General features: G+C 56.1%; 26 protein-coding genes and 1 pseudogene. 23 read left to right on the top strand and 4 right to left on the bottom strand.

Features of this window, described 5'->3' with window-relative positions; all coding sequences use genetic code 11:
* The first annotated feature begins 115 nt into the window (after positions 1–115).
* The 11 genes from trmJ to sseB all read left to right on the top strand — a co-directional run bounded on the left by trmJ (position 116) and on the right by sseB (position 9,127).
* Positions 116–850 carry a tRNA (cytosine(32)/uridine(32)-2'-O)-methyltransferase TrmJ gene (gene trmJ, locus H0S68_RS18545; protein WP_020828167.1) on the top strand — a complete coding sequence of 245 codons (735 nt, stop codon included), beginning with the start codon at positions 116–118 and terminating at the stop codon, positions 848–850.
* Positions 851–1,045: 195 nt separating this feature from the next.
* Complete coding sequence (gene iscR / locus H0S68_RS18540; RefSeq protein WP_020828166.1) at positions 1,046–1,540, top strand: Fe-S cluster assembly transcriptional regulator IscR; 495 nt, start codon at positions 1,046–1,048, stop codon at positions 1,538–1,540.
* A 55-nt stretch (positions 1,541–1,595) separates the two neighbouring features.
* Complete coding sequence (locus tag H0S68_RS18535) at positions 1,596–2,810, top strand: IscS subfamily cysteine desulfurase (RefSeq protein ID WP_020828165.1); 1,215 nt, start codon at positions 1,596–1,598, stop codon at positions 2,808–2,810.
* A gap of 24 nt (positions 2,811–2,834) precedes the next feature.
* A complete protein-coding gene (gene iscU, locus H0S68_RS18530; RefSeq protein ID WP_020828164.1) occupies positions 2,835–3,221 on the top strand; it encodes a Fe-S cluster assembly scaffold IscU in 387 nt (128 codons plus the stop codon).
* A 125-nt stretch (positions 3,222–3,346) separates the two neighbouring features.
* A complete protein-coding gene (gene iscA, locus H0S68_RS18525; RefSeq protein ID WP_004952089.1) occupies positions 3,347–3,670 on the top strand; it encodes an iron-sulfur cluster assembly protein IscA in 324 nt (107 codons plus the stop codon).
* Positions 3,671–3,732: 62 nt separating this feature from the next.
* On the top strand, positions 3,733–4,254 hold the full coding sequence (hscB, locus tag H0S68_RS18520; RefSeq protein ID WP_410528908.1) for a co-chaperone HscB: 522 nt from the start codon (positions 3,733–3,735) through the stop codon (positions 4,252–4,254).
* Positions 4,255–4,404: 150 nt separating this feature from the next.
* A complete protein-coding gene (hscA, locus tag H0S68_RS18515) occupies positions 4,405–6,255 on the top strand; it encodes a Fe-S protein assembly chaperone HscA (protein WP_410528907.1) in 1,851 nt (616 codons plus the stop codon).
* 2 nt (positions 6,256–6,257) lie between these two features.
* The gene (gene fdx, locus H0S68_RS18510) at positions 6,258–6,593 is read left to right on the top strand and encodes an ISC system 2Fe-2S type ferredoxin (protein WP_004952086.1); all 336 of its coding nucleotides are present in this window, start codon (positions 6,258–6,260) and stop codon (positions 6,591–6,593) included.
* A 32-nt stretch (positions 6,594–6,625) separates the two neighbouring features.
* Entirely contained in the window at positions 6,626–6,826 is a 201-nt protein-coding gene (iscX, locus tag H0S68_RS18505; protein ID WP_020828161.1) for a Fe-S cluster assembly protein IscX, read from the top strand.
* A gap of 83 nt (positions 6,827–6,909) precedes the next feature.
* Entirely contained in the window at positions 6,910–8,205 is a 1,296-nt protein-coding gene (gene pepB / locus H0S68_RS18500) for an aminopeptidase PepB (RefSeq protein WP_044554573.1), read from the top strand.
* A gap of 91 nt (positions 8,206–8,296) precedes the next feature.
* Positions 8,297–9,127, top strand: coding sequence for an enhanced serine sensitivity protein SseB (gene sseB / locus H0S68_RS18495; protein ID WP_020828159.1), 831 nt, complete (start codon positions 8,297–8,299; stop codon positions 9,125–9,127).
* A gap of 57 nt (positions 9,128–9,184) precedes the next feature.
* Here the strand turns inward: sseB and H0S68_RS18490 are convergent, their stop codons facing one another.
* From H0S68_RS18490 to H0S68_RS18480, 3 genes are all read right to left on the bottom strand, one after another.
* Complete coding sequence (locus H0S68_RS18490) at positions 9,185–10,369, bottom strand: MalY/PatB family protein (RefSeq protein WP_128865085.1); 1,185 nt, start codon at positions 10,367–10,369, stop codon at positions 9,185–9,187.
* A gap of 1 nt (position 10,370) precedes the next feature.
* Positions 10,371–11,810, bottom strand: a complete 1,440-nt coding sequence (gene nhaC / locus H0S68_RS18485; protein ID WP_020828157.1) for a Na+/H+ antiporter NhaC — start codon at positions 11,808–11,810, stop codon at positions 10,371–10,373.
* Positions 11,811–11,933: 123 nt separating this feature from the next.
* On the bottom strand, positions 11,934–12,971 hold the full coding sequence (locus tag H0S68_RS18480) for a LacI family DNA-binding transcriptional regulator (protein ID WP_046372901.1): 1,038 nt from the start codon (positions 12,969–12,971) through the stop codon (positions 11,934–11,936).
* Positions 12,972–13,341: 370 nt separating this feature from the next.
* Between H0S68_RS18480 and ndk the strand changes: the two genes are divergently transcribed.
* The 11 genes from ndk (at position 13,342) to H0S68_RS18425 (ending at position 24,457) form a co-directional block, all read left to right on the top strand.
* On the top strand, positions 13,342–13,767 hold the full coding sequence (gene ndk / locus H0S68_RS18475) for a nucleoside-diphosphate kinase (protein ID WP_410528906.1): 426 nt from the start codon (positions 13,342–13,344) through the stop codon (positions 13,765–13,767).
* Between the two features lie 237 nt (positions 13,768–14,004).
* Entirely contained in the window at positions 14,005–15,201 is a 1,197-nt protein-coding gene (locus H0S68_RS18470; RefSeq protein WP_020828155.1) for a bifunctional tRNA (adenosine(37)-C2)-methyltransferase TrmG/ribosomal RNA large subunit methyltransferase RlmN, read from the top strand.
* An 85-nt stretch (positions 15,202–15,286) separates the two neighbouring features.
* The gene (gene pilW / locus H0S68_RS18465; protein ID WP_046372902.1) at positions 15,287–16,036 is read left to right on the top strand and encodes a type IV pilus biogenesis/stability protein PilW; all 750 of its coding nucleotides are present in this window, start codon (positions 15,287–15,289) and stop codon (positions 16,034–16,036) included.
* Complete coding sequence (gene rodZ / locus H0S68_RS18460) at positions 16,026–17,003, top strand: cytoskeleton protein RodZ (RefSeq protein ID WP_020828153.1); 978 nt, start codon at positions 16,026–16,028, stop codon at positions 17,001–17,003. The genes pilW and rodZ overlap by 11 nt, the downstream gene beginning before the upstream one ends.
* 47 nt (positions 17,004–17,050) lie before the next feature.
* Complete coding sequence (gene ispG / locus H0S68_RS18455) at positions 17,051–18,172, top strand: flavodoxin-dependent (E)-4-hydroxy-3-methylbut-2-enyl-diphosphate synthase (protein WP_020828152.1); 1,122 nt, start codon at positions 17,051–17,053, stop codon at positions 18,170–18,172.
* A gap of 138 nt (positions 18,173–18,310) precedes the next feature.
* Positions 18,311–19,585, top strand: coding sequence for a histidine--tRNA ligase (hisS, locus tag H0S68_RS18450; protein WP_020828151.1), 1,275 nt, complete (start codon positions 18,311–18,313; stop codon positions 19,583–19,585).
* A 13-nt stretch (positions 19,586–19,598) separates the two neighbouring features.
* Positions 19,599–20,219: a YfgM family protein gene (locus H0S68_RS18445; RefSeq protein ID WP_046372904.1), complete on the top strand. Its 621-nt coding sequence runs from the start codon at positions 19,599–19,601 to the stop codon at positions 20,217–20,219.
* 11 nt (positions 20,220–20,230) lie between these two features.
* The gene (bamB, locus tag H0S68_RS18440) at positions 20,231–21,412 is read left to right on the top strand and encodes an outer membrane protein assembly factor BamB (RefSeq protein ID WP_046372905.1); all 1,182 of its coding nucleotides are present in this window, start codon (positions 20,231–20,233) and stop codon (positions 21,410–21,412) included.
* Positions 21,413–21,666: 254 nt separating this feature from the next.
* The gene (gene der / locus H0S68_RS18435) at positions 21,667–23,154 is read left to right on the top strand and encodes a ribosome biogenesis GTPase Der (RefSeq protein ID WP_020828148.1); all 1,488 of its coding nucleotides are present in this window, start codon (positions 21,667–21,669) and stop codon (positions 23,152–23,154) included.
* 99 nt (positions 23,155–23,253) lie between these two features.
* Positions 23,254–24,210: an AEC family transporter gene (locus tag H0S68_RS18430; RefSeq protein WP_020828147.1), complete on the top strand. Its 957-nt coding sequence runs from the start codon at positions 23,254–23,256 to the stop codon at positions 24,208–24,210.
* Positions 24,211–24,223: 13 nt separating this feature from the next.
* Entirely contained in the window at positions 24,224–24,457 is a 234-nt protein-coding gene (locus H0S68_RS18425; protein ID WP_046372906.1) for a zinc ribbon domain-containing protein, read from the top strand.
* Between the two features lie 76 nt (positions 24,458–24,533).
* Here the strand turns inward: H0S68_RS18425 and H0S68_RS18420 are convergent.
* A pseudogene (locus H0S68_RS18420) lies at positions 24,534–24,658 on the bottom strand (peptidase M4 family protein); the annotation flags it as partial.
* A 247-nt stretch (positions 24,659–24,905) separates the two neighbouring features.
* Between H0S68_RS18420 and H0S68_RS18415 the strand changes: the two are divergent.
* The gene (locus H0S68_RS18415; protein WP_260679808.1) at positions 24,906–26,549 is read left to right on the top strand and encodes a ShlB/FhaC/HecB family hemolysin secretion/activation protein; all 1,644 of its coding nucleotides are present in this window, start codon (positions 24,906–24,908) and stop codon (positions 26,547–26,549) included.
* Positions 26,550–26,589: the final 40 nt, after the last annotated feature.

Genomic DNA, 26,589 nt, shown 5'->3' with positions numbered 1-26,589 from the left:
ATCTTCCAACTAGGATGTTAAAGAACAGGAAACGGCGCGAAGTATAGCAGGTGTTCGGTAAAATGCCTACGGCTGTGTTAAGATGCTGTGATTTTCCGCTACGCTCAGAGTTTGTATGCTGCATAACATCCGCATTGTTCTGGTAGAAACCTCTCATACCGGCAACATGGGCTCGACCGCCAGAGCCATGAAAACCATGGGGCTAACCAACCTTTATCTGGTTAACCCGCTGATAAAACCCGATTCTCAGGCGATCGCCCTGGCCGCTGGCGCCAGCGACGTGATCGGCAACGCCACTATTGTTGACACTTTGGACGACGCCATTGCCGGCTGTAGCCTGGTGGTGGGTACCAGCGCGCGTTCACGCACTTTGCCGTGGCCGATGCTGGAACCCCGTGAATGCGGCGTACGCGCGGTGCACGAAGGTGAGCATGCGCCAGTGGCGTTGGTCTTCGGCCGTGAACGTGTCGGCCTGACCAATGACGAACTGCAAAAGTGTCATTATCACGTCGCCATTCCTGCCAACCCGGATTACAGCTCGCTGAATCTGGCGATGGCGGTGCAGATCCTGGCCTATGAAGTGCGCGTGGCTTACCTCGATCGTCAACAGGCGGGCGTGCCGCCGTTGGAAGAAACGCCGTATCCGCTGGTGGATGACCTCGAACGTTTCTATCAGCATCTGGAACAAACGCTGCAAAATAGCGGCTTCATTCGTCCGTCCCATCCGGGGCAGGTGATGAGTCGTTTACGCCGTTTATTCACCCGCGCACGGCCGGAAGCTCAAGAGCTGAATATTCTGCGCGGCATGCTGACGTCGATAGAGAAACAGGACAAACAGCAAGGTCATTAATTTTGGGGCTGCGTAACGGTTAACGGTAATAGCATTAGTTATCCAAGGGTTATAACATGTATTTTATATGCATTTTGCATGGCTAAGTACAAAATGTGCTAATACTTGAGTAAATTACTAGGTTAAATAGTTGACTGATTTACTCGGGAATGTCAGACTTTCGGCCATGTTTGACCAACAGGTAACCACTTAGCTATGAGACTGACATCTAAAGGCCGTTATGCCGTAACCGCTATGCTTGACGTGGCATTGCACTCCCAGGAAGGGCCAGTCCCTCTGGCGGATATTTCTGAGCGCCAAGGTATCTCGCTCTCTTATCTGGAACAATTATTCTCCCGTCTGCGTAAAAATGGCCTGGTTGCCAGCGTACGCGGACCGGGCGGTGGTTATCTGCTGGGCAAAGACGCGGGTGAGATTGCCGTTGGTGCAGTTATCACTGCCGTCGATGAATCGGTAGATGCAACCCGTTGCCAGGGTAAAGAAGGCTGTCAGGGGGGCGATCGCTGCCTGACCCATACCCTGTGGCGCGATCTGAGTGAGCGCATCAGCGGGTTCCTGAACAACATTACGCTGGCTGAACTGGTGAACAACCAGGAAGTGCTGGTGGTGGCGGACCGTCAAAACAACGATACCCGTCGCACGGCCAACGGTCGTCCGCAAGAAACTATCAACGTTAATCTGCGCGCATAAGCAGCTGGCGATACTTTTTTTAGTTTTTGGAAGTGATGTACGGAGCACAAGAGCAATGAAATTACCGATTTATCTGGATTACTCAGCAACGACGCCGGTTGATCCGCGCGTCGCTGAGAAAATGATGCAGTTTTTGACTCTGGACGGGACTTTCGGTAACCCGGCTTCCCGTTCCCACCGTTTCGGGTGGCAGGCGGAAGAAGCGGTAGATATCGCCCGTAACCAAATTGCTGAACTGGTTGGCGCTGACCCGCGCGAAATCGTGTTCACTTCCGGAGCAACCGAATCCGACAACCTGGCGATTAAAGGCGCTGCCAATTTCTATCAAAAGAAAGGCAAGCACATCATCACCAGCAAAACCGAACACAAAGCCGTGCTGGACACCTGTCGCCAGCTCGAGCGTGAAGGCTTTGAAGTGACCTACCTGGCACCGCAAAGCAACGGTATCATCAGCCTGCAAGCCCTCGAAGCCGCGATGCGCGACGACACCATTCTGGTTTCGATCATGCACGTGAACAACGAAATCGGCGTGGTGCAGGATATCGAAGCGATCGGCGAAATGTGCCGCGCACGCGGTATCATCTACCACGTTGATGCGACCCAGAGCGTGGGCAAACTGCCTATCGACCTGAGCAAGCTGAAAGTCGATCTGATGTCCTTCTCCGGCCACAAAATTTATGGCCCGAAAGGTATCGGTGCGCTGTACGTGCGTCGTAAACCGCGTATCCGTATCGAAGCCCAGATCCACGGTGGCGGTCATGAGCGCGGTATGCGTTCAGGTACGTTGCCAGTGCATCAGATCGCCGGTATGGGTGAAGCCTACCGTATCGCCAAAGAAGAAATGCCGACCGAAATGGCGCGTCTGCGTACGCTGCGTGACCGCCTGTGGAACGGCGTGAAAGATATGGAAGAAGTGTATCTGAACGGCGACCTGGAACACGGCGTTCCTAACATTCTGAATGTCAGCTTCAACTATGTTGAAGGTGAATCGCTGATCATGGCGCTGAAAGACCTTGCCGTCTCTTCAGGCTCCGCCTGTACCTCCGCTAGCCTTGAGCCATCTTACGTGCTGCGCGCGTTGGGTATGACCGACGAGTTGGCGCATAGCTCGATCCGTTTCTCCCTGGGGCGTTTCACCACGGAAGAAGAGATCGATTACACCATTCAACTGGTGCGTAAATCCATTGGCCGTCTGCGCGACTTGTCTCCACTGTGGGATATGTTCAAGCAGGGCGTGGATATCAACAGCATCGAATGGGCACATCATTAATTCTCAGGATTCAGGAGCAAGGTCATGGCTTACAGCGAAAAAGTAATCGATCACTATGAAAACCCGCGTAACGTGGGTTCTTTCGACAACGAAGATCCTAGCGTCGGTAGCGGTATGGTTGGCGCACCGGCTTGTGGCGACGTCATGAAGCTGCAGATCAAGGTCAACAATGAAGGCATCATTGAAGACGCGCGTTTTAAAACGTACGGCTGCGGCTCCGCCATCGCTTCCAGCTCGCTGGTGACCGAATGGATGAAAGGCAAATCTCTTGATCAGGCCGAAGCGATTAAAAACACCCAAATCGCCGAAGAACTGGAATTACCGCCGGTAAAAATTCACTGCTCTATCCTGGCGGAAGACGCCATTAAAGCAGCGATTGCCGACTACAAGAGCAAACATAACGCCAAGTAATTCTTGTGTAGGGGCGCTGTATGCCGCGCCCGCATTGATTGGGGCGAATATATTCGCCCCCTACACCGGTTAGCCCCCCAACATCGGTTTTGCTACAGGTTGGGAATATTGAGTATGAGGTTGTGATGTCAATTACCATGAGCGACAGCGCTGCGCAGCGTGTTCAGGCATTTATGAATAACCGCGGCAAGGGTCTTGGCCTGCGTCTGGGGGTGAGAACCTCTGGCTGCTCCGGGATGGCGTACGTGCTGGAATTTGTTGACGAAATGAACGATGACGACATCGTTTTTGAAAACAAAGGCGTTAAGGTGATCATTGACGGCAAGAGCCTGGTCTACCTTGACGGCACCGAGCTTGATTTCGTTAAGGAAGGCCTGAACGAAGGCTTCAAGTTCAACAACCCCAATGTCTCAAGCGAGTGCGGCTGCGGCGAAAGTTTCAACGTCTGACAGTCCGTCAAGCTCCCCCGCCGGCGCGGGGGAACTTCATCCGATAAAGCCCAGAGCACGCTATGGATTACTTTACTTTATTCGGGCTGCCAGTTCGCTATCTCGTGGACGGCAGCCTGCTTGCATCTCGCTATCAGGATCTGCAACGCCAATTCCATCCCGATCGCAATGCTCTCCAGCCGGAACGCGAACGCCTGATGGCGTTGCAACAGGCGGCGACTATCAATGAAGCCTACCAAACGCTGAAGCACCCATTAAAATGCGCAGAGTATATGTTATCTTTGCACGGTTTTGATTTGGGCAACGAGCAGCATACCCTGCGGGATACCGCTTTCCTGATGGAACAGCTGGAATTGCGTGAAGAGCTCGACGCCATTGAGCGCAAAGCGGAGGCGGAAAGCCTGCTGGCCGACTTTGGCGCGCGGGTGAACGAAACGGTCAAACAGCGCACTGCGCTGATGGTGCAGCAGCTGGATAACCAGCAGTGGCCCGAGGCCGCCGATACCGTGCGTAAGCTGCGCTTTTTGGACAAACTCCAGCAACAGGTTGAACAACTCGAAGAAAAACTGCTGGGTTTTGAGTAATTCTTTTCATTTATACCCAAAATAATTGGAGTTGCTTGTAGGCGGCAACTGAGTGAATCCCCAGGAGCTTACTCAAGTAAGAGACTGGGGTGAGTGAAGGCAGCCAACACCCAAGCAGCTTCAAGTATGAAGGATATGGGAAGCTTCAATATGGCCTTATTACAAATTAGTGAGCCCGGCCTCAGCGCCGCGCCGCACCAGCGCCGACTGGCTGCCGGTATTGATTTAGGCACCACCAACTCTCTGGTCGCCACGGTGCGCAGCGGGCAGGCGGAAACGCTGGCCGATGCTCAGGGGCGCGATTTACTGCCCTCGGTGGTGCACTACCAGGCTGACACCTTGCGTGTCGGTTGGGATGCGTGCCAGCAGGCCGCACAGGATCCCGCTAACACCATCAGCTCAATCAAACGCATGATGGGTCGCTCTCTGGCCGACGTACAGCAGCGTTACCCGAACCTGCCGTACCAGTTCCAGGCCAGTGAAAACGGCTTGCCGATGATCCTGACCGCCGCCGGACCGGTTAACCCGGTAGGCGTTTCCGCCGATATCCTCAAAGCGCTTGCCGCGCGTGCGCAAACCGCGCTGGAAGGGGATTTAGACGGCGTGGTGATCACCGTTCCCGCATATTTTGACGATGCACAGCGCCAGGGCACCAAGGACGCTGCGCGTCTGGCCGGGCTGCACGTGCTGCGCCTGCTGAACGAACCTACGGCGGCAGCGATTGCCTATGGCCTGGATTCCGGGCAGGAAGGCATCATCGCGGTTTACGATTTGGGCGGCGGCACCTTTGATATTTCCATTCTGCGGCTGAGCCGCGGCGTGTTCGAAGTGTTGGCCACCGGCGGCGATTCCGCGTTGGGCGGCGACGACTTTGACCACCTGCTGGCCGATTGGCTGCGGGAACAGGCCGGCGTGGCCGACCGTAGCGATCACGGGGTTCAGCGTCAACTGCTGGACGCGGCCATTGCCGCCAAGATAGCTCTGAGCGATGCCGACAGCGTGAGCGTGGAAGTTGCCGGTTGGCAGGGCGAAGTGACGCGTGCGCAGTTCGACGCTTTGATCGCCACACTGGTTAAACGCACCCTGATGGCCTGTCGCCGTGCGCTGAAAGACGCCGGCGTCAATGCTGAAGACGTGTTGGAAGTGGTGATGGTTGGCGGTTCCACTCGCGTACCTTTGGTGCGTGAGCAGGTAGGCGCGTTTTTTGGCCGCACGCCGCTGACTTCGATTGATCCCGATAAAGTGGTCGCTATCGGTGCCGCCATTCAGGCCGATATTCTGGTGGGCAACAAGCCGGACAGCGACATGCTGCTGCTGGACGTGATCCCGCTGTCGCTGGGTCTGGAAACCATGGGTGGTCTGGTCGAAAAAGTGATCCCGCGCAACACCACCATTCCGGTGGCGCGTGCCCAGGAATTCACCACTTTCAAAGACGGCCAAAGCGCGATGATGATCCACGTGCTGCAGGGTGAGCGTGAGCTGGTGCAGGATTGCCGCTCGCTGGCGCGTTTCTCGCTGCGTGGCTTACCGCCGCTGCCTGCCGGTGGCGCGCATATTCGCGTCACCTTCCAGGTGGATGCCGACGGCCTGTTGAGCGTTACCGCGATGGAGAAATCCACCGGCGTTGAGGCTTCGATTCAGGTTAAACCTTCGTATGGCCTTTCTGACGCCGAAATCGCCGGTATGATCAAAGACTCGATGGCCAATGCGCAGAGCGATGTTGGCGCACGCAAACTGGCAGAACAGCGGGTAGAGGCGTCTCGGGTGCTGGAAAGTCTGCAGGGCGCACTGGCAAGCGATGCTGCTTTACTGAGCGAGGCCGAAAGTACGGCGATCGCCGCTGCGGTGGACGCTTTGCAACAGGCGACGCAGGGCACCGATCCTGCCGCTATCGAAGCCGCAATAAAAACATTAGATGCACAAACGCAAGACTTTGCCGCGCGCCGCATGGATGCTTCCATTCGCCGTGCGCTGGCTGGCCATTCTGTGGATGAGGTTTAATCATGCCTAAAATTGTTTTCCTGCCCCATCAAGATTTATGCCCGGAGGGGGCGGTACTGGAAGCTGAGCAAGGGGAGTCAATCCTCAACGTTGCACTGCGCAACGGTATCGAAATTGAGCACGCCTGCGAGAAATCCTGCGCCTGCACCACCTGTCACTGCATCGTGCGCGAAGGCTTTGACTCTCTTGAAGAGAGCAGTGAGCTGGAAGACGACATGCTGGACAAGGCCTGGGGTCTGGAGCCGGAAAGCCGCCTGAGCTGCCAGGCGCTGGTGGCCGACGAAGATTTGGTGGTCGAAATGCCGCGTTATACCGTTAACCATGCGCGTGAGCATTAATTGCTAGCCGCGGCGCAGAGCTGGAGATAATAATGGGACTGAAGTGGACCGATAGCCGTGAAATCGGCGAAGCCCTGTACGACCAATACCCGGATACCGATCCGAAAACCGTACGTTTTACCGACATGCATCAGTGGATTTGCGATCTGGAAGATTTTGACGACGATCCACAGGCTTCCAATGAGAAAATACTGGAAGCGATCCTGCTGGTCTGGTTAGATGAAGCGGAGTAAATAGCGTAACGGGCTGCCATAGGCGGCCCGTTTATTTTGTATCCGACACGATTAATAAAAGAATAATCCGGAGTAAGAAGGCTATGACAACTGAATTCATGCAGGTAACGCTGTCGAACCAACCTGCCGACGCTCGCTGGGGCGAAAAAGCGCTGCTGAGCACTGATGATCGAGGAATGACCATTCACCTGACCGGCAACGATAAGCTGGGGGGCATCCAGCGTGCTGCCCGCAAGATTGACGGCCAAGGTGTCAAAAACGTCAAACTGGCCGGCGATGGCTGGGATCTGGAGAACAGCTGGGCGTTCTGGCAAGGTTTCCGCGGGCCAAAAGGCAAGCGCAGCGTCGAATGGGCAGAGCTGCCGGAAGCGGAACGCAAAGAGCTGGAACAGCGTCTGAAGATTGTTGACTGGGTACGCGACACCATCAATATGCCGGCGGAAGAGCTGGGGCCGGAACAACTGGCTACGCGCGCGGTTGATCTGATGTGTGACGTTGGCTGCGATGCCGTCAGCTATCGTATTACCAAGGGTGAAGATCTGCGCGAGCAAAACTACGCCGGTATTCACACCGTGGGCCGGGGTTCCGATCGTTCACCGGTGCTGTTGGCACTGGACTTCAACCCGACCGGCAACCCGGAAGCGCCGGTATTTGCTTGCCTGGTGGGCAAAGGCATCACCTTTGACACCGGTGGCTACAGCCTGAAGCAAAGTGCATTTATGGATTCCATGAAAGCGGATATGGGCGGGGCGGCCACCATTACCGGCGCACTGGCGCTGGCGGCGGCACGTGGTCTGAAACAGCGCGTGAAACTCTATCTGTGCTGCGCCGATAACATGGTTAGCGGCAACGCCTTCAAACTGGGTGACATCATCCGTTATCGTAACGGCAAAACCGTTGAGGTTATGAACACCGATGCGGAAGGGCGCCTGGTACTGGCTGACGGACTGATCGATGCTTCTGCACAAAACCCTGAGTTGATCATCGACTGCGCCACCCTGACTGGTGCGGCGAAAACCGCGGTGGGTAACGATTACCATGCGTTGTTCAGCTTCGATGATGCTTTGGCACAGGAACTGCTGACCAGCGCGGCTGCCGAGCAAGAGCCTTTCTGGCGCCTGCCGTTGGCTGAGTTCCACCGCAGCCAACTGCCGTCCAACTTTGCTGAACTGAACAATATTGCCGGTCCGGCCTACACTGCCGGTGCCAGCACCGCGGCTGCATTCCTGTCGCATTTTGTGCAGAATTATCAGAAAGGCTGGTTGCACATTGACTGCTCCGCCACTTACCGTAAGGGCGCGGTGGATCAATGGTCTGCCGGTGCGACCGGTCTGGGTGTGCGTGCCCTGGCCAACCTGTTGCTGAGCAAAGCCAAATAATGGCATGCCCGCCTTGGCGGGCGGCTTGAACGTCGTTTTATTGTCGGGGCCCAGCATGCTGGGCCCCGTTATTTGATTGCTGGAGTTTGTCATGAGTTCTCACCATCACGATACCGCCACAGGCGAAAACGAACTTGAACGCCTGCTGAAGCTGGCGGTGACGGAGCCGGCCCATCGTCCGGCGTTTTTCCGTGAGTTGCTCGACGCGACGGTGTTGATCCTCGGTGACAGCGAACAGGTACAGCATGGCGGTGACATCACGCTGAACGCCGATACGCCGGTGAATATTCAGCACTGGGAAAAACAGGACGGCGGCAGCATCATTCCGTTTTTTAGCTCGGTAGAAGCGCTGCAAAAGGCCGTTGAAGACGAACAGCCGTTTATCGCCATGCCGGCGCGGGTATTGTTCGAAATCACTCAGGGCGCGGATCTGTTTCTCAACCCTAAGGCCGAGTACGGCAAAGAGTTTTATCCTGAAGAAGTGGCAATGCTGCTGGCTACCGGTGGCGTAGCCAAACCGGCGGAACGTTATATCGACAAGGATACCCAGATCCTGTTGGGTCAGCCGGAGGAGTACCCGTCGGCGATGGTCGATGCCTTGACCACGCTTTTCAGTCAACGCAAGCCGGTACGCCGTGCGTTTTTGGCGCTGATGCACGATCAGGCGGTCGACGAAAAACCAAATCTGTTGGTCGGACTGGAAGTGGACGGTGAGCCGGCGGAAATTGAAGCGCTGATCAACGAAGCAGGAAGCGTTGCCAGCGAAACTGCGCCCAACGACGAGCCGGTAGATTTTTGTCTGGTCTCTGAAAAGGAGCGTGGGGTCAGCCATTACCTGATCACCCATACCCAACCCTTCTACCAGCGCCGCTGGGGCAGTTGGCTGCGTAATATCATTCCTTCGACCGATAAAACCCAGTAATCCTGCTTTTCGCTACCGGCGCGCATTCTGCCGGTAGCGCTTGCTTTTTCCTGCTGATCAAAGCGACGGTTTTAATCGCGCGAGCCCTGCAATGGCGCTTTCAAGATATTGACGCGGGCAGCCGAGATTGAGGCGGATAAATCCTTTTCCCTGTTCGCCAAAGCTGACGCCCATGGAGGCAGCAATTTTTGACTGGTGGATCAGCGCCTGTTGAAGCGCATTGTCATCCAGGCCCAAAGCGCGACAATCCAGCCAGGCAAGATAGGTGCCTTCGGCCCGGGTCATTTTGCACCAGGGGGCGGCATAGGCTAAGGCCTGTTCAAACCAGCGCCGGTTGTCTGCCAGATATTGCTGCAGAGCATCAAGCCAGGTTTCCCCTTGCTGATAGGCGGCCGTGGCGGCGGTCATCGACAGCGCATTGAAGACATCCAACCCATGGGCATTGAGGCGTTCGACAAACGCATTTCGGGTTTGATCGTTGGGGATCAGGAAGTTTGAGATGCGCAGTGACGACAGGCCAAAGCTCTTGCTGGCGGAAGTCGCAGAAATCACATGGTCTTGCCAGCTCTCGTCCAGATGCAGCACGGAGGTGAAGGTCTCGCCAGGCAGCAGCAGATCGGCCCAGATTTCATCGGAGATAACCGTTACGCCATAGCGGCTGCACAGCGTCATCAACTGCGTCAGTTCGTCGCGGGTCCAGCACCGGCCCGTTGGGTTATGCGGATTGCACAGCAGCAGCAACGGGGGCTTGCGCTGTTCAAAACACGCCTCCAGATGATCGAAGTCGAATTGATAGCCTTGCGGGCCGAAGGCTAAAGGATTTTCAAGCACCTCTCTGCCGTTCAGGGTAACGATCTTGGCAAAAGATCCGTAGTACGGCCCCTGGATCACGATCGGATCTCCGGGCTGGCTTAGCAGTTGGATCAGGATCGCCAGACCGGGAACCACGCCTTCGATGGAGGTGAACCACTCCCGCTGCAAAGGCAACTGATGCCGTTTTGAGAACCAATCCATCACCGCCTGGTAATACTGGTCATCGCGTTCGCTGTAACCGAATATGCCGTGTTCAACGCGGTGATGCAGCGCCTGTCGGACTTCCAGCGGACACTGAAAGTCAAAATCGGACACCCACATCGGCAAAAGATCGGTTTCATCGAGCTGCAGATAGCGGTCGATAAAGTCCCATTTCACCGAGCCGGTGTGGTGGCGGTTGATGATCTGGTTAAAATCGGTTTGTTTCACGTCAGGCTTCCTTACGCTGTAAATCTTGCTGTGGCTGTATCTTGGCAATGCCGAAACCGGTAAATCCGTAAATCAGGGCGAATACCACGGCGGCGTAGCATTGAATGGCCCAGGGCAGTAAATCCAGCGTGCTGACCCCCAGGGTGGTCGCCATATAAATGCCTGCGGCGGTCCACGGAATTAACGGTTCGATGACGGTGCCTGCATCTTCTACGGTCCGCGACAGGTTTTTATTGTCCAGGCCCATGCGGCGATAGGCGCCTTTGAAGAGTTCAGCGGGGATCAGCAGCGCCAATTTGCCGTCGCTGGTGGCGCCGGTGACCAGAATGGTGGTTGCAACCGTTGCGGCGATCAGTTGGCCGGTAGTGTGAACCACTTTCAGCAGCCGATTGATGATGACGGTCAATGCCCCGGTCAGGGTTAATGCGCCCGCAAAGGAAAAGGCGCAGAAGACCAGCAGGATGGTGCTCATCATCGAAAACATACCGCCCCGGTTGAGCAGGCGAGGCACATCTTCGACGATACCGTTGATGCCGTGCCCTTGAGTGGCAAACATTGAAAGGTTAAAACCATCCATCAGCGCATTTAAGCCTTGTTGCAGACTGAACCCCTGCAGAAGTACGCCGATGGCGATAGCCAGCGCACAGGCTGCCAGCATGACCGGGATCACCGGGCGTTTGGTCACCGCGCCCCACAGCACCAAAACCGGGGGCAGGATTAGCAACAGGTTGAAGTGATAAAGGCTCTCTAGCGCCGTCACGATCTCGGTGACTTTTTCTGGTGTAGCCACGCTGCCGACGGCGCTGGTGTGTCCGGCAATAAGATACACCACCGCCGCTAAAATGAAGCTCGGAAGCGTCGTATACATCAGGTGCTGGATATGGCTGTAAAGGTCGGTGTCCGCAACGATGGCCGCGAAATTGGTTGAGTCAGACAATGGGGAGATTTTGTCGCCAAAATAGGCCCCGGAAACGACGGCGCCCGCGGCGGCGGCCAATGGCACATCCAGCCCGGCGGCTACGCCCATCAGCGCGACCCCGACGGTGCCTGCTGCCCCCCAGGATGTACCGGTACACACGGAAATCACGCTGGTAATGAAGAACGCGGCGATCAGGATATATTGAGGGCTGATCAGTTTGAGCCCCCAATAAACCATATAAGGAATGGTACCGCTGAACATCCAGGTGCCGATCAGCCCGCCCACACAAATCAATATCATAATCACCGGCATGGCTTTGGCCAGCTTGGCGACGATGGAATCAATGATGTCGTCCCAGCGATAGCCCTGCCAGTAGGCCAGCGCAGCGGCAATGCCGGCGGAAGCCAGCAGCAGCGGTTCGATCCGCAGACCCAGTTGGCCATAGCCTATGATAAGCAGCAACAGCATGGCCACAATGGGGAGCATCGCTAACCCCAGGTTGAGCTTCTTTTTGTCATTCATTTACAACTCCGGTTAAGGATGGGGAAGTGACGCAAGCCTAATGAATTTGCAGTGAATGAGGTGTGAGCGCGGGCCATTGGCGATGTAATCGATTACATGAAGGCGCGTTATGTGAGTGATCTCTCACTTGGCGGCCTTGTTTTCTTCAAATGGGGGATTTTTTTCCATAAAGGCCACCGAGTCCCGCAGGATCAGCTCAGCGGAAAACCGATTGTTCTGCGGCGTAACGGCGGTGCCTGAATTGAGTTGCAGCGCCAAATTGGCCGCGCGTCGGGCCATTTTCTCAATCGGATAATGCACGGTAGTCAACGGCGGGTGGAGGTATTTTGCCAGGGCTACGTCATCGAAGCCGACAATCGAGATATCTTCGGGCAGGTTCATCCGCCGCTGGCGAAAGGTGCGCATCATGCCGGCGGCCATTACGTCGTTGAATGTCAGCGCGGCGGTAAAAGCCTGCTTACTGGCGAGGATTTTCTCTGCCGCTGCTTCGCCCCCTTGCTCATTGAAGGGGACGCTGATGATCCAGTCACCCGGCACCGCAATCCCGGCTTCGGCCATCGCGGTTCGATATCCCTCGAGACGCTGTTTGCGGTCATCGATCGGCAGATCTGTGGTGATGCAGGCAATGTTGCGGTGTCCGCGCTCGATGAGCATTCGGGTGGCAGCCTGAGAAGCGCTTACGTTGTCCAGCCAGATGCAGCGATTGGCGATGGCGGGCAAATAACGGTTGATCACCACCATCGCCGGAGTGTGGGCGGCATAGCGCAGAATATCGGCATCGCTCATGCGGGTGACGTGGGCAACAATCGATTCGCAGCCTTGATTGATCAGAAAATCCAGGCCGTTTTTCTCCAGTTCGGCCTGATGGCCACCGCTGCAGACCATCAATTTTACACCGTCTTTGCGCGTGATATCTTCCACGCCTCGGGCCAGTCGCGAGAAAAACGGATCGTCGAGGTTACCGGTCAGCAACCCCAGCATATTGCCGCTGCGTTTCGCCAGCGCCAGCGCGGCGGCATTTCGATGATAGTTAAACTCGCGCATGGCTTTTTCAACGCGTTCACGGGTGACGGGTTCAACATAAGCGGTGCTGTTGATCACCCTGCTGACGGTGGCGGTGGAAACGCCAGCGCGTCGGGCAACGTCTTTCATGGTGGCCATATCATTTCCTGCTGGTTTCGCGGCTGCCGAAATGGGCGGGGCCAAGTCTGGATGATTTTTATTATCTTTTTGTTTTAAAAGAATATAGTCATAAACTCAACCCAGAGTGTCACGCACTGTGATCGGCATGGCAGTTCGTTGTGAAGCAGGGAAGGGTCGGTAACGGCAGCGCGTTTTGAGACTCGGTCCGTATGAGTTCGTACAACCTGTGCTCTGGGCCGCAAAGTGAAGAATCAGGATAATAATTTTTTAATGAAATGTTGATTTTCCCGTAGGCAAGCGTTAACGGCACACATATAATCTGCGCCACTTGAGAAGGCCGGCACCTGTTTTCAGACCGGCCTGTTTTGGAAGTTATACAGAGGCCATCATGACCGTAGAACGTACCTTTTCCATCATTAAACCAAACGCTGTAGCTAACAACGACATCGGCGCAATCTATGCTCGCTTTGAGCGTGCCGGTTTCAAAATCATCGCATCCAAAATGCTGCGTCTGACTCGCGAACAAGCCGAAGGCTTCTACGCTGAGCACAAAGGCCGCCCATTCTTCGATGGTCTGGTTGAATTCATGACCTCTGGCCCGATCGTGGTTCAGGTTCTGGAAGCGGAAAATGCAGTACAGCGCAACCGTGACATCATGGGCGCAACCAACCCAGACAACGCTCTGGCCGGCACCCTGCGTGCTGACTACGCGGACAGCTTCACTGCCAACGCCGTACACGGTTCTGACGCAGTAGAATCTGCTCAGCGCGAAATCGCTTACTTCTTCAACGAAAGCGAAATCTGCACGCGTTAATTGCTGTCATTTCGACGCTGAAGTATGGCATTCACTGGCTGAAACAATAAAAATGCCCTGAATGCCTTTCAGACGTGGAAAGCTACTACTAAAATTTGTACAATGCCGCGCCCCTGATGAGTCATCTTGTCAGGGGCGCGCTTTTAGCGCCGTCGCCCGATTTTTATGGGCTGAGCGACGCACTTACTTTCCACTCTTTCGCGCCATAAAGTGTAACAACGAGGCCAGAGATCAATTATGTTAGAACCCATCACGTCCGAGCACATCGTGTCTGAAAATAATTCGCTGACTACTCAATCCGTTAACGCGGAAAAACCGGCTGTGGCCAAAATTAATCTGCTGGATCTGAACCGTCAGCAAATGCGTGAGTTTTTCGCCAAAATGGGCGAGAAACCCTTCCGTGCCGATCAGGTGATGAAGTGGATGTACCACTACTGCTGCGATGATTTTGAGCAGATGACCGATATCAACAAGGTCCTGCGCAATAAATTGCAAAGCGTCGCCGAAATCCGTGCGCCAGAAGTGGCGGAAGAACAACGCTCAGCCGACGGCACCATTAAATGGGCTATCAAGGTGGGCGATCAGCAGGTCGAAACCGTGTATATCCCGGACGGCGACCGTGCGACCCTGTGTGTTTCTTCCCAGGTGGGTTGCGCGCTGGAATGCAAATTCTGTTCGACCGCTCAGCAGGGCTTTAACCGCAACCTGCGCGTGTCGGAAATCATCGGCCAGGTGTGGCGTGCGGCGAAAATCATCGGTGCACTGAAAGTCACCGGCGAGCGCCCGATCACCAACGTGGTGATGATGGGCATGGGTGAGCCCTTGCTCAACCTGACCAACGTGGTGCCGGCGATGGAAATCATGCTGGATGATTTCGGTTTTGGCTTGTCAAAACGCCGCGTGACCCTGTCGACCTCGGGCGTAGTGCCTGCGCTGGACAAGCTGGGTGATATGATCGACGTCGCGCTGGCGATCTCGCTGCATGCGCCGAACGACAAGATCCGCGATGACATCGTGCCGATCAACCGCAAATACAACATTGAGACCTTCCTGGCTGCGGTACGCCGCTATCTGGAAAAATCCAACGCCAATCAGGGCAGGGTGACGGTCGAGTACGTGATGCTGGATCATATCAACGACAGCACCGACGACGCACACCAGCTGGCGGAAGTCCTCAAGGACACGCCATGCAAGATCAACCTGATCCCATGGAACCCGTTCCCGGGCGCACCTTACGGCCGCAGCTCCAACAGCCGCGTGGATCGTTTTTCCAAAGTGTTGATGGAATACGGCTTTACGACTATTGTTCGTAAAACCCGTGGTGACGATATCGATGCCGCCTGCGGGCAACTGGCGGGTGAAGTGATCGACCGCACCAAGCGTACCCTGAAAAAGAAAATGGCCGGGGAACCTATCACCGTGCGTGCGGTCTGAATCCTATAGCATGATTTTTGTTATCTTACAGTCTGTTATGTGAAAAGACGTCAAGGTAACATCTGACAAGGAAATGAATGCAGGCATGAAGCTGATTCTGTGGGGTACGTTGCTGGCGGCCGGGTTACTGGCCGGTTGTTCCGGTTCAGCGCCGGAAGAAAAAGACGCGCTGCCTGAAGCCGGTCAGACGCGATTGCAACTGGGGCTGGAATATCTGAAGCAGGGCGATTTAAACGCCGCGCGCCAGAATCTGGAGAAAGCGGCAGACGCCGCCCCACAGGATTACCGTACCCAATTGGGTATGGCGCTCTATGAGCAGCGGATTGGCGAGAACAGCGCGGCTGAACAGCGTTATCAGCAGGCGCTCAAACTTGCGCCGAACAATGGCACGGTGCTGAATAATTACGGTGCGTTTCTTTGCAGTTTAGGGCAGTATGTACCGGCACAACAGCAGTTTAGCGCAGCAGCCGTGGCACCGGATTACGGTCAGGTTGCCGACAGCCTGGAAAACGCAGGTTACTGTTTTCTCAAAGCCGGACAAAACGACGAGGCACGTATTTTGTTAACACGTGCTTTGAAGATCGATCCGGACAAGGGCACTCCACTGTTGGTGGAGGCGGAAAAGCAATTTGGAGAAGGGAAGCGCGCACAGTCGCAACTTTTATTGGATAGTTATCAACATGTTCTGCCGGCCAGCGCCGACAGCTTATGGTTACAGATTCGTTTCGCCGCGTTAGCCGGGCGCCAAGATAGCGTGCAACGTTATGGCAAGCAGTTATCGCGAAGTTTTCCACAATCCAAACAGTACCAGCAGTTCTTAGCTAATGAATACTGAAGCCTCCCAAGATAAAACCGTATCAATGACGACAGGCGAACGTCTGCGTCAGGCCCGTGAACAACTCGGGTTGAGTCAACAGGCCGTTGCAGAACGCCTGTGCCTCAAAATGTCTACCGTGCGCGATATTGAAGAAGACAATCTGTCCGCAGACCTGGCTTCAACCTTCGTGCGTGGTTATATCCGCTCTTATGCCAAGCTGGTGCGTTTGCCAGAGGATGAACTGCTGCCGATGCTGGCCAAGCAGGCACCGTTGAAGGTCGCGAAAGTGGCTCCGATGCAAAGCTTCTCTCTGGGCAAGCGCCGTAAAAAACGCGACGGCTGGCTGATGAGCTTCACCTGGTTGATCGTATTCGTGGTGGTCGGCTTGACCGGTGCCTGGTGGTGGCAAAATCACAAGGCCCAACAGGAAGAGATCGCCACGATGGCCGATCAATCTTCTGCCCAGCTTTCACAAAACAATGAAGGCCAATCCGTACCGTTGACCGACAGCAATGCCGACAACAGCGCACCTTTGGCCGACAATGGCTCCACACCGGTTGACACCGGTGCGGGCGCAGCAGCACAGCAATCACAGACTCCGGCCGTGACCGGCAGTGCAACCGCGCAGCAGCCTGCGGTGGTTTCACCAAGCCAAACCACGTTGCCTGAGACAACGCCTGCGGCGCCAACCGCACCGTTGCCGACGGCAGATGCGGGCGTAGCTGCACCGGCGGTTGATCCTAATGCGCTGGTGATGAACTTCACCGCCGACTGCTGGTTGCAGGTGACTGACGCCAGCGGCAAAACGCTGTACAGCGGTAGCCAGAAGAACGGCGGTAAGCTGAGCCTGGCGGGCACCGCGCCTTATAAACTGACCATTGGCGCACCGGCCGCAGTACAGATTCAATATCAAGGTAAGCCGGTTGATTTAAGCCGGTTTGTTAAGTCAAACCGTGTTGCTCGTCTGACCGTTGCCGCGCAGTAATTGCGCGGCCATTGTCGTTAAGTCAGAGCAACAATGGAGAGTAAGTAATGCATAACCAATCGCCCATCATCCGTCGAAAATCAACGCGAATTTACGTCGGCAATGTGCCTATTGGTGATGGTGCGCCGATTGCTGTGCAGTCGATGACTAACACCCGTACTACCGATGTCGAAGCCACGGTCAATCAGATTAAAGCGCTGGAGCGCGTCGGCGTCGATATCGTCCGCGTTTCAGTCCCCACCATGGATGCCGCCGAGGCATTCAAGCTGATCAAGCAACAGGTCAACGTGCCGCTGGTCGCCGATATCCACTTCGATTACCGCATTGCGCTGCAGGTGGCTGAATACGGCGTAGACTGCCTGCGTATCAACCCGGGCAATATCGGTAACGAGTCGCGTATCCGTTCAGTTGTGGACTGCGCACGCGATAAAAATATCCCAATCCGTATCGGGGTAAACGGCGGCTCGCTGGAGAAAGACATCCAGGAAAAGTACGGTGAACCTACGCCGGAAGCCCTGCTTGAATCCGCCATGCGCCACGTTGATATCCTCGATCGCCTCAACTTCGACCAGTTCAAGGTCAGCGTCAAGGCTTCCGATGTGTTCCTGGCGGTGCAATCCTACCGGCTGCTGGCGGCGCGTATCGATCAGCCGCTGCATCTCGGCATTACCGAAGCCGGTGGCGCACGCAGTGGTTCGGTCAAGTCGGCGATTGGCCTGGGTCTGCTGCTGTCGGAAGGCATTGGCGATACCCTGCGTATCTCGCTGGCGGCCGATCCGGTGGAAGAGGTTAAGGTCGGTTTCGACATTCTGAAGTCACTGCGTATCCGCGCTCGCGGCATTAACTTCATCGCGTGCCCGACCTGTTCACGTCAGGAGTTTGACGTTATCGGTACGGTGAACGCGCTGGAACAGCGCCTGGAAGATATCATCACGCCGATGGACATTTCGATTATCGGCTGCGTGGTCAATGGGCCGGGCGAAGCGCTGGTGTCCACGCTGGGCGTTACCGGCGGCCATAAAAAGAGCGGCTTCTACGAAGACGGCGTGCGCCAGAAAGATCGTTTCGATAACGAGCAGATGATTGACCAGTTGGAAGCCAAAATTCGCGCCAAGGCGTCGATGATGGATGAGAGCAATCGCATCTCGGTCAACCTGCTGGAAAAATAAGCATTATACCGATACGGCGGGCTTTTTAGCCCGCTTGTTTATGAACCCGGGAGCAGAACTCTGCATTCGCGTTGAATACGGGACGGCAAAGTCCCTATAATCGGGTTCATTTTTATAGACAACGGACAGAGAACTCACGTGGCAAAGAACATTCAAGCCATTCGCGGCATGAACGACTACCTGCCGGAAGAAACGGCATTATGGCAGCGTATTGAAGGCATCCTCAAGCAGGTGCTGAGCGGCTACGGTTACAGCGAAATCCGCTTGCCGATTGTAGAGCAGACCCCGTTATTCAAACGCGCGATCGGCGAAGTGACCGACGTCGTAGAAAAAGAGATGTATACCTTCGACGATCGCAATGGCGAAAGCCTGACGCTGCGTCCGGAAGGGACCGCTGGTTGCGTTCGCGCCGGCATCGAACATGGTCTGCTGTACAATCAGGAGCAGCGTCTTTGGTACGTCGGTCCGATGTTCCGCTACGAGCGTCCGCAAAAAGGCCGCTACCGTCAATTCCACCAACTGGGTGCCGAAGTGTTTGGCCTGCAGGGCCCGGATATCGACGCCGAGCTGATCCTGCTGAGCGCCCGCTGGTGGAAAGCGCTGGGCATCGCTGATCACGTTAAGCTGGAGCTGAATTCCATCGGCTCACTGGAAGCTCGCGCCAATTACCGTGATGCTTTGGTGGCGTTCCTGGAACAGCATCAAGACAAGCTGGACGAAGATTGCAAACGCCGTATGTACAGCAACCCGCTGCGCGTGCTGGACTCCAAAAACCCGGAAGTGCAAGCGTTGTTGAACGATGCGCCGCGCCTGTCCGAGTATCTGGATGAAGAATCCAAAGCCCACTTCGAAGGTCTGTGTGAACTTTTGGCCCAGGCAGGTATCCCATATACCATCAATGAACGCCTGGTGCGCGGTCTGGACTATTACAACCGTACGGTATTCGAATGGGTGACCACCAGTCTGGGCGCTCAGGGGACGGTGTGCGCCGGTGGCCGTTATGACGGTCTGGTCGAGCAACTGGGCGGGCGTGCAACGCCGGCAGTCGGTTTCGCGATGGGCCTGGAGCGTTTGGTGCTGCTGGTTCAGGCGGTCAACCCAGAGTTTAAAGCTCCGGCGACCATTGACGTGTACGTGATCTCTTCCGGTGCCGGTACGCAGAGCGCGGCGATGCAGTTGGCTGAACGCGTTCGCGATGCCGCGCCGCAGTTGAAACTGATGACCAACTACGGCGGCGGTAACTTTAAGAAGCAGATCACCCGTGCGGATAAATGGGGCGCGCGCGTTGCCTTGATCCTGGGCGAGAACGAAGTCGCAGCCGAGCAGGTGGTCGTCAAGGACCTGCGCAGTGGTGAACAAGAAACGCTGGCGCAGAGCGAAGTCGCTGTGCGTCTGGCTTTGATGTTAGGTTAAGGAGAAGGACACCGTGGAAGTCTATACCACTGAAAACGAACAAGTCGACGCCGTGCGTCGGTTCTTTGCCGAAAACGGCAAAGCGCTGGCAGTGGGCGTGGTGCTCGGAATTGGTGCCCTGGTCGGCTGGCGTTACTGGCAGAGCCACGAGAACTCCAACATGATGATTGCGTCCCAATCTTATCAGGAAGCCAGCGATCGTCTGGCGGTCGGTAAACCGGACGACGTGGCCGCTGCGGAGAAGTTCGCCCAGGCCAACAGCAACAGCTACGGCGTGCTGGCCTCGCTGGAACTGGCGAAGCATTTTGTTGAGCAGAACGACTTTGCCAAAGCGGACCAACAGCTGGTGCTGGCTCAGGGCCAGACCAAAGATGAAAACCTGCTTTCGATGATTAACCTGCGTCTGGCCCGTGTGCAGTTGCAGGAGAAAAAGCTGGATGAAGCGCTGAAAACGCTGGATGGCGTGAAAGGCGAAGGCTGGGCGGCGATGGCGCAGGATACGCGCGGCGACGTGCTGTTGGCCAAAGGCGACACCAAAGGTGCGCGCGAGGCGTACAGCAAAGGCATTGAGTCTAACGCTTCTCAGGCGCTGCAGGTTCTGCTGCGCATGAAATTGAATAACTTGTCCAGCTAAGGGGAATTCCCATGCAATTGCGTAAAACACTCTTGGTCGGACTGGTTTCCGTTGCCTTGTTGAGTGGTTGCTCACTGTTTAACAGTGAAGAAGACGTGGTTACCATGTCGCCGCTGCCGAAAGTTGAAAATCAGTTCACGCCAAGCAAGGCGTGGAGTACCTCGGTCGGCGACGGCGTCGGTGAGTTCTATTCTCACCTGCGTCCTGCTTTCCAGGACAACACCATTTATGCTGCCGATCGCCACGGTCTCGTGAAAGCGATGGATGCCGACAGCGGTAACGAAAAGTGGAAGGTTGATCTCTCCGAGAAGACCGGCTTCTTCTCCAGCAACCTGCCGGCGCTGCTGTCGGGCGGTATGGCTGTTGCGGGCGACAAAGTTTATGTCGGCAGCGAGAAAGCCGTCGTTTACGCTCTGAACACCGCTGACGGTAAGGTAGCCTGGCAGACCAAGGTGGCCGGTGAAGCGATTTCGCGTCCGGTAATCAGCGACGGCATGGTACTGATCCATACCTCCAACGGTCAATTGCAGGCGCTGAATGAATCTGATGGCGCAGTGAAGTGGACGGTTAACCTGGATATGCCTTCGCTGTCGTTGCGCGGCGAGTCTGCTCCGGCCGTTGCCTTTGGCGCAGCCATTGTCGGCGGTGATAACGGCCGCGTCAGTGCCGTGCTGATGCAGCAAGGTCAGTTGATCTGGCAGCAGCGTATTTCCCAGCCGAGCGGCGCGACCGAAATCGATCGTCTGAACGATGTCGACACTACGCCGGTGATTGTTGAAGGCGTTGTCTACGCATTAGGTTACAATGGCAACCTGACGGCGCTGGATCTGCGTTCCGGCCAGATCTTGTGGAAGCGTGAACTGGGCTCGGTAAACGACTTTATCGTTGATGCAGGCCGCATTTACCTGGTCGATCAGAACGATCGCGTGGTCGCGCTGAGCACCGAAGGTGGCGTCACCGTATGGACGCAGAGCGAGCTGTTGCACCGCAACCTGACCCCGCCAGTGATGTATAATGGTTACCTGGTGACCGGTGACTCCGAAGGTTACCTGCACTGGATTAACACCACGGACGGCCGTTTTGTTGCCCAGCAGGAAGTGGATAGCTCCGGCTTCCTGTCTGCGCCGATGGTAGCCGGCGATAAGCTGGTCATCCAGGCGAAGGGCGGAAAAGTTTACGCTTTCACCCGCTAACGCCGCTCGTCGTGACCCTTCTTGCACCCGAAAGCTTTCGGGTTGCAGCCAGGCGGCAAGCGCATGAGTCCTCGGGAGCTTAGTGAACTAAGTGACCGGGGCGAAGGTGCGCAGACAACGCCGCTGTGGCGCGAAAGATGAAGGGGAAAACGGCTCCTGAGTGTTCAGGGGCCGTTTCGTATTTTATAAGCTGCACTTCTGGTGTCTATCCATAGTGCAGTAACGCATTGATTATTAAGTAATGAGGCTTCACAATGATACCTGTCGTCGCGCTAGTTGGGCGCCCGAATGTGGGTAAATCCACCTTGTTTAACCGTTTAACACATACGCGCGATGCGCTGGTGGCGGATTTCCCCGGGCTAACGCGAGACCGCAAGTATGGTCGTGCAGAAGTTGAGGGCAATGAATTCATCATCGTCGATACCGGGGGTATTGACGGTACCGAAGACGGCGTTGAAACCCGCATGGCTGGCCAGTCGCTATTGGCGATCGAAGAAGCAGACATCGTGCTGTTTATGGTCGATGCCCGCGCCGGTCTGATGCCTGCCGATCAGGGCATCGCCCAGCATCTGCGCAACCGCCAGAAAGCCACCTTCCTGGTCGCCAACAAAACCGACGGCATGGATCCAGACATGGCCACCGCCGATTTCTACTCGCTGGGGCTGGGTGACGTGCATGCGATTGCCGCTTCACACGGTCGTGGCGTGGCGCAGCTGATCGAACACGTGCTGGTGCCGTTTGTCGGTGAAAAACCGGAAGAAGTCGAGCTGACCGAAGAAGAGGCTAACGCTGCTTATTGGGCCGAGCAAGAAGGTGAACTGCCTGAAGACGAGGAAGAAGAGCCGGAAGACGACTTCAACCCGCAAGATTTGCCGATCAAGCTGGCAATCGTTGGCCGTCCTAACGTTGGTAAGTCCACACTGACTAACCGTATCCTCGGCGAGGAGCGTGTGGTGGTGTACGACATGCCGGGCACCACCCGTGACAGCATTTATATCCCGATGGTCCGCGACGAGCGCGAATACGTGCTGATCGACACCGCCGGGGTGCGTAAACGCGGCAAGGTAACGGAAACCGTAGAGAAATTCTCGGTAATCAAAACCCTGCAGGCGATCGAAGACGCAAACGTCGTGCTGCTGGTCGTCGATGCGCGCGAAGGCATTTCCGATCAGGATCTCTCGCTGCTCGGCTTTATCCTCAATAGTGGGCGCTCACTGGTGATTGCGGTCAACAAGTGGGATGGCATGAGCGAAGAAGATCGCGAGCACGTCAAAGAGATGCTCGATCTGCGCCTGGGCTTTGTCGACTTCGCCCGTGTGCACTTCATTTCCGCTTTGCACGGCAGCGGCGTGGGTAACCTGTTCGAATCGGTACAGGAAGCTTACGAGTGCGCGACGCGTCGCGTGAACACCTCGATGCTGACCAAAATCATGCAGATGGCTGCCGATGACCACCAGCCACCGTTGGTGCGTGGCCGCCGCGTGAAGCTGAAATACGCGCACGCCGGTGGGTACAACCCGCCGATTGTGGTGATCCACGGCAACCAGGTAACCGATCTGGCCGACTCGTACAAACGCTATCTGATGAACTACTTCCGTCGTTCTCTGAAGGTGATGGGTACGCCAATTCGCATCCAGTTCAAAGAGGGTGAAAACCCGTTCGCCGGCAAGCGCAACCTGCTGACGCCGAACCAGATGCGTAAACGTAAACGCCTGATGAGCCACCTGAAGAAAAGCAAATAATCAGTACGAGGGGCGCGGTAACCATACCGCGCCCCTTTTTTATTGCGCCAAAATCGTTTTATTATCTGAAGATTACCGCCGTCAGCCTGAAGGAACACCATGTCCTGGGAAACCTGGAGTTTTGCGTTCAGCGTCACCGTACCCAATCTGTTAATGATGTTGCTGGGCGTGCTGCTACGCCACTGGCGGATGATGGACGACCGCTTTATTGATGGCGCCACGCGGTTGGTGTTCAATCTGGCGCTGCCTTGCTTGCTGTTCTTCAGCATTGCCACCAATCATCCGCAGCTGCTGGGTAACCTGTCGCTGGTGATTTACGGTGCGGTCGGCACCGTCGCCACTTTCCTGTTGCTGGAGATAGCCGCCGTCTGGCTGGTGAAAGAACCGCGTGAGCGCGGCGTCTTTGTTCAGGGTGGTTTCCGTGCCAATACCGCCATCGTCGGCCTGGCTTATGCCATGACCGCTTATGGCAGCGAAGGGGTTGCGTTGGGGTCGTTATACCTGACGGTCACGGTGATCCTGTTTAACGTATTGTCGGTGGTGACCCTGACCCGCAGCCTGCAGGGTGGAGAGGGTAAGAAGATCAGTCGGCTGTCGCTGTTGCGCAGTATCGTCACTAACCCGCTGATTATCGGCCTGGTGTGTGGGTTGCTGTTCGCCCAGACCGGGCTGGAAATCCCACAGGTTATCCGGCAAACCGGCAGCTATATCTCAGGGTTGTCGTTGCCACTGGCGCTGCTGTGCACCGGTGCCAGCCTGGATTTGCGCGCCATGTTCCGCTCGTCCAATGTGGCGGCGCTGTCCTCCAGCGCCAAACTGTTTCTGGTGCCGATATTGATGACGTTGGGTGGCTGGCTATGCGGTTTCCAGGGCGCGGCATTGGGGATTATCTTCCTGTTCTCGGCCACGCCAACCGCCTCCGGCAGTTATGTCATGACGCGCGCCATGGGCGGCAATGCCACGCTGGCGGCGAACATTATCGCCATCACCACCGTCGGGTCGTTTTTCACCACCGCGCTGGGGATCTATTTCTTACGCTCATGGGGCGTAATTTAACTCGGGAGAGTCTATGGAAGCACTATGTCCGCAATGTCACCAGGCAATGCAGTGGGTGAAGGGTCACTATCATTGCGAAGCCTGTCACAGCGATTATCGCCAGTTGGCCGAGTGTCCGGAATGCCGGCAGCCGCTGCAAGAATTGAAGGCCTGCGGCGCGGTAGATTATCTGTGCCAAAATGGCCATGGGCTGATATCGAAAAAGCGTGTGTTGTTCAGCTATACACCTTGGGTAGAGGGCGAATAAATTCGCCCCGATTAACTCGCCGTTGCGTCCCTCACTTTAGAACGGTTCACTCATCGACCTGACCGGTTTTCCAAAGGTCGATCAATGCCTGCGGGGCGCCTTCCCAGGAAAAACCACCCAGTGCGGCGGCCTCAGATAGGAGGCGCGCTTTGGAATGCCGGAGTTAAGTTGTACGCCGCCGTTATCCTCTTTGGTCTTTAAATCAGTCTACAGGTCTACGTTGTTGGTTGGCTTAGCAAGCACATAAAGCCGAGTCGGTGGCTGATTGATAGGAACCGCTGTGAGAAGTTTGGGTGCCCAATCAGGCAGTCGCCTTACGGCCTCTTGATCCCTCATGATTGATAAAAAATAAACTACTAGACTTTTACTGACAAATATTTACACTTTGCAACCATTACAATTTAATGGTAGTGAGTCTCATTTGCATATCAACAAGGAATGTTGGTTATTGGTTACCTGGCTCGGGCTGTCTGGCCTGGCCCAGGCGGCATCAACCCTTAACCCTGCCGACCAGGATATTATCGAGCGCCGACAGAAGAATTTGTTGGAGCAGGCGCAGCAGCAGCGTGACGACCTGCAAAATACCACCGACCTGCCGACTCTCCCTCTGCCCGTGCCGGAGATGGAAGATAAAACTTGCCATCACGTCAACCGCATCGTCTTTCAGGGCGCCGAACATCTGTCCTGGTCGGTGAAAGATAAACTGGCGTCTTTCTATCAGGGCCGCTGCCTGACGCTATTGCGCATCAATAATCTGGTTCGGGAGACCACCAACGCCTATATCACGCGAGGCTATGTCACGTCGCAGGCCTGGCTGCCGGAACAGGATATCGCCGGTGGTGAACTGACCGTCGCCGTCAGTGAGGGGCGCGTTGAAGGTATCAGTCTGGACGGACAGGAAACGCTGGCACTGAAAATGGCGTTCCCCGGACTGGTCGGCTACGTGCTTAACCTGCGTGATATCGAACAGGGCATGGAGCAGCTCAACCGGTTGCCCTCGCAGCAGGTCGCCATCGACATTCAGCCAGGCAAACGGCCGGGCTATTCCTCGGTGGCGCTGCGCCGGACGTCGACACGTTTGCCCGTCTCGGTGTCCTTCGGCGCCGACAACGGCGGCCAGAAAAGCACCGGAACCGGGCAAATGAATGCCGGCGTGGTGCTGGACAACCCGCTGCGCCTGGCCGACCAGTGGTCGCTGTCAGCCTCACGGGATGATGCATTTCATCATGACCGCCGCAGCCGCAGTCTGAGTGGCGGCGTCACGTTGCCTTACGGTTACTGGCTGTTCAGCTATCAGGCCGCCTGGAACGACTTTTATCAGCACATTCCCATTCAGGATGCACGCTATCGCTATGCGGGCAACGCCGTGGTGCAGCGCCTGGGCGTTAACCGCACCCTGTTGCGCGACGGCCGGCAGAAGCTGGCACTGGACCTGGGGGTATCGCGCCGGCGCACCGAGAACAAGCTGGCCGGGCAGCGCCTGACCAACAGCAGCGTGACGGTGGCCAGCCTGTCCGCTGGCCTCAACTACAGCCGCACGCTGAGCGGCGGTTACCTGACGTTGAACCCGACTGTGTCGCACGGCCTGAGTGGGTTGGGTGCAAGCCGGGACGACCCCGCAGCTCCTTACGCCGCGCGCAGCAAATTTCGCAAACTCAGTCTCAGCGCCAGCTACTTTTATCCGCTGACGCCGTCGCTCTATTACCTGACCTCCGCTTACGGGCAGACCAGCGCCGACAACCTGTACAGCGGTGAGCGCATTTCCCTTGGCGGGCAGTATTCGGTGCGCGGCTTCAAGGAGCAGTACCTCACTGGCAACCGCGGCGCTTACTGGCGCAACGAACTCAACTGGCAACTCGGCCCCGTGCCGGTTATAGGCGACGTATCGTTGACCGCCGCGCTGGACGGTGGCTGGCTGCGCAGCGAGACGCACCAGGTGGACGGCGGCAGCGTGGCCGGTGCCGCTCTGGGGTTGGCGATCAACAACAGGTGGTTCAACCAGGCGTTCACCGTCGGTAAACCGTTGGCACACCCGAACAGCCTGCAACCGGACCGCTGGGTGGCTTACTGGCAGGCCGGTATCACCCTGTAAGGTAAACGATTTATTGCAGTAACCGACACACGGCACGGAC

The organism is Serratia sp. AXJ-M (assembly GCF_046531865.1).
Taxonomy (GTDB): domain Bacteria; phylum Pseudomonadota; class Gammaproteobacteria; order Enterobacterales; family Enterobacteriaceae; genus Serratia; species Serratia liquefaciens.
The sequence above is the reverse complement of the archived record's forward strand: the minus strand, read 5'-3'. Positions and strand labels throughout refer to the sequence as shown.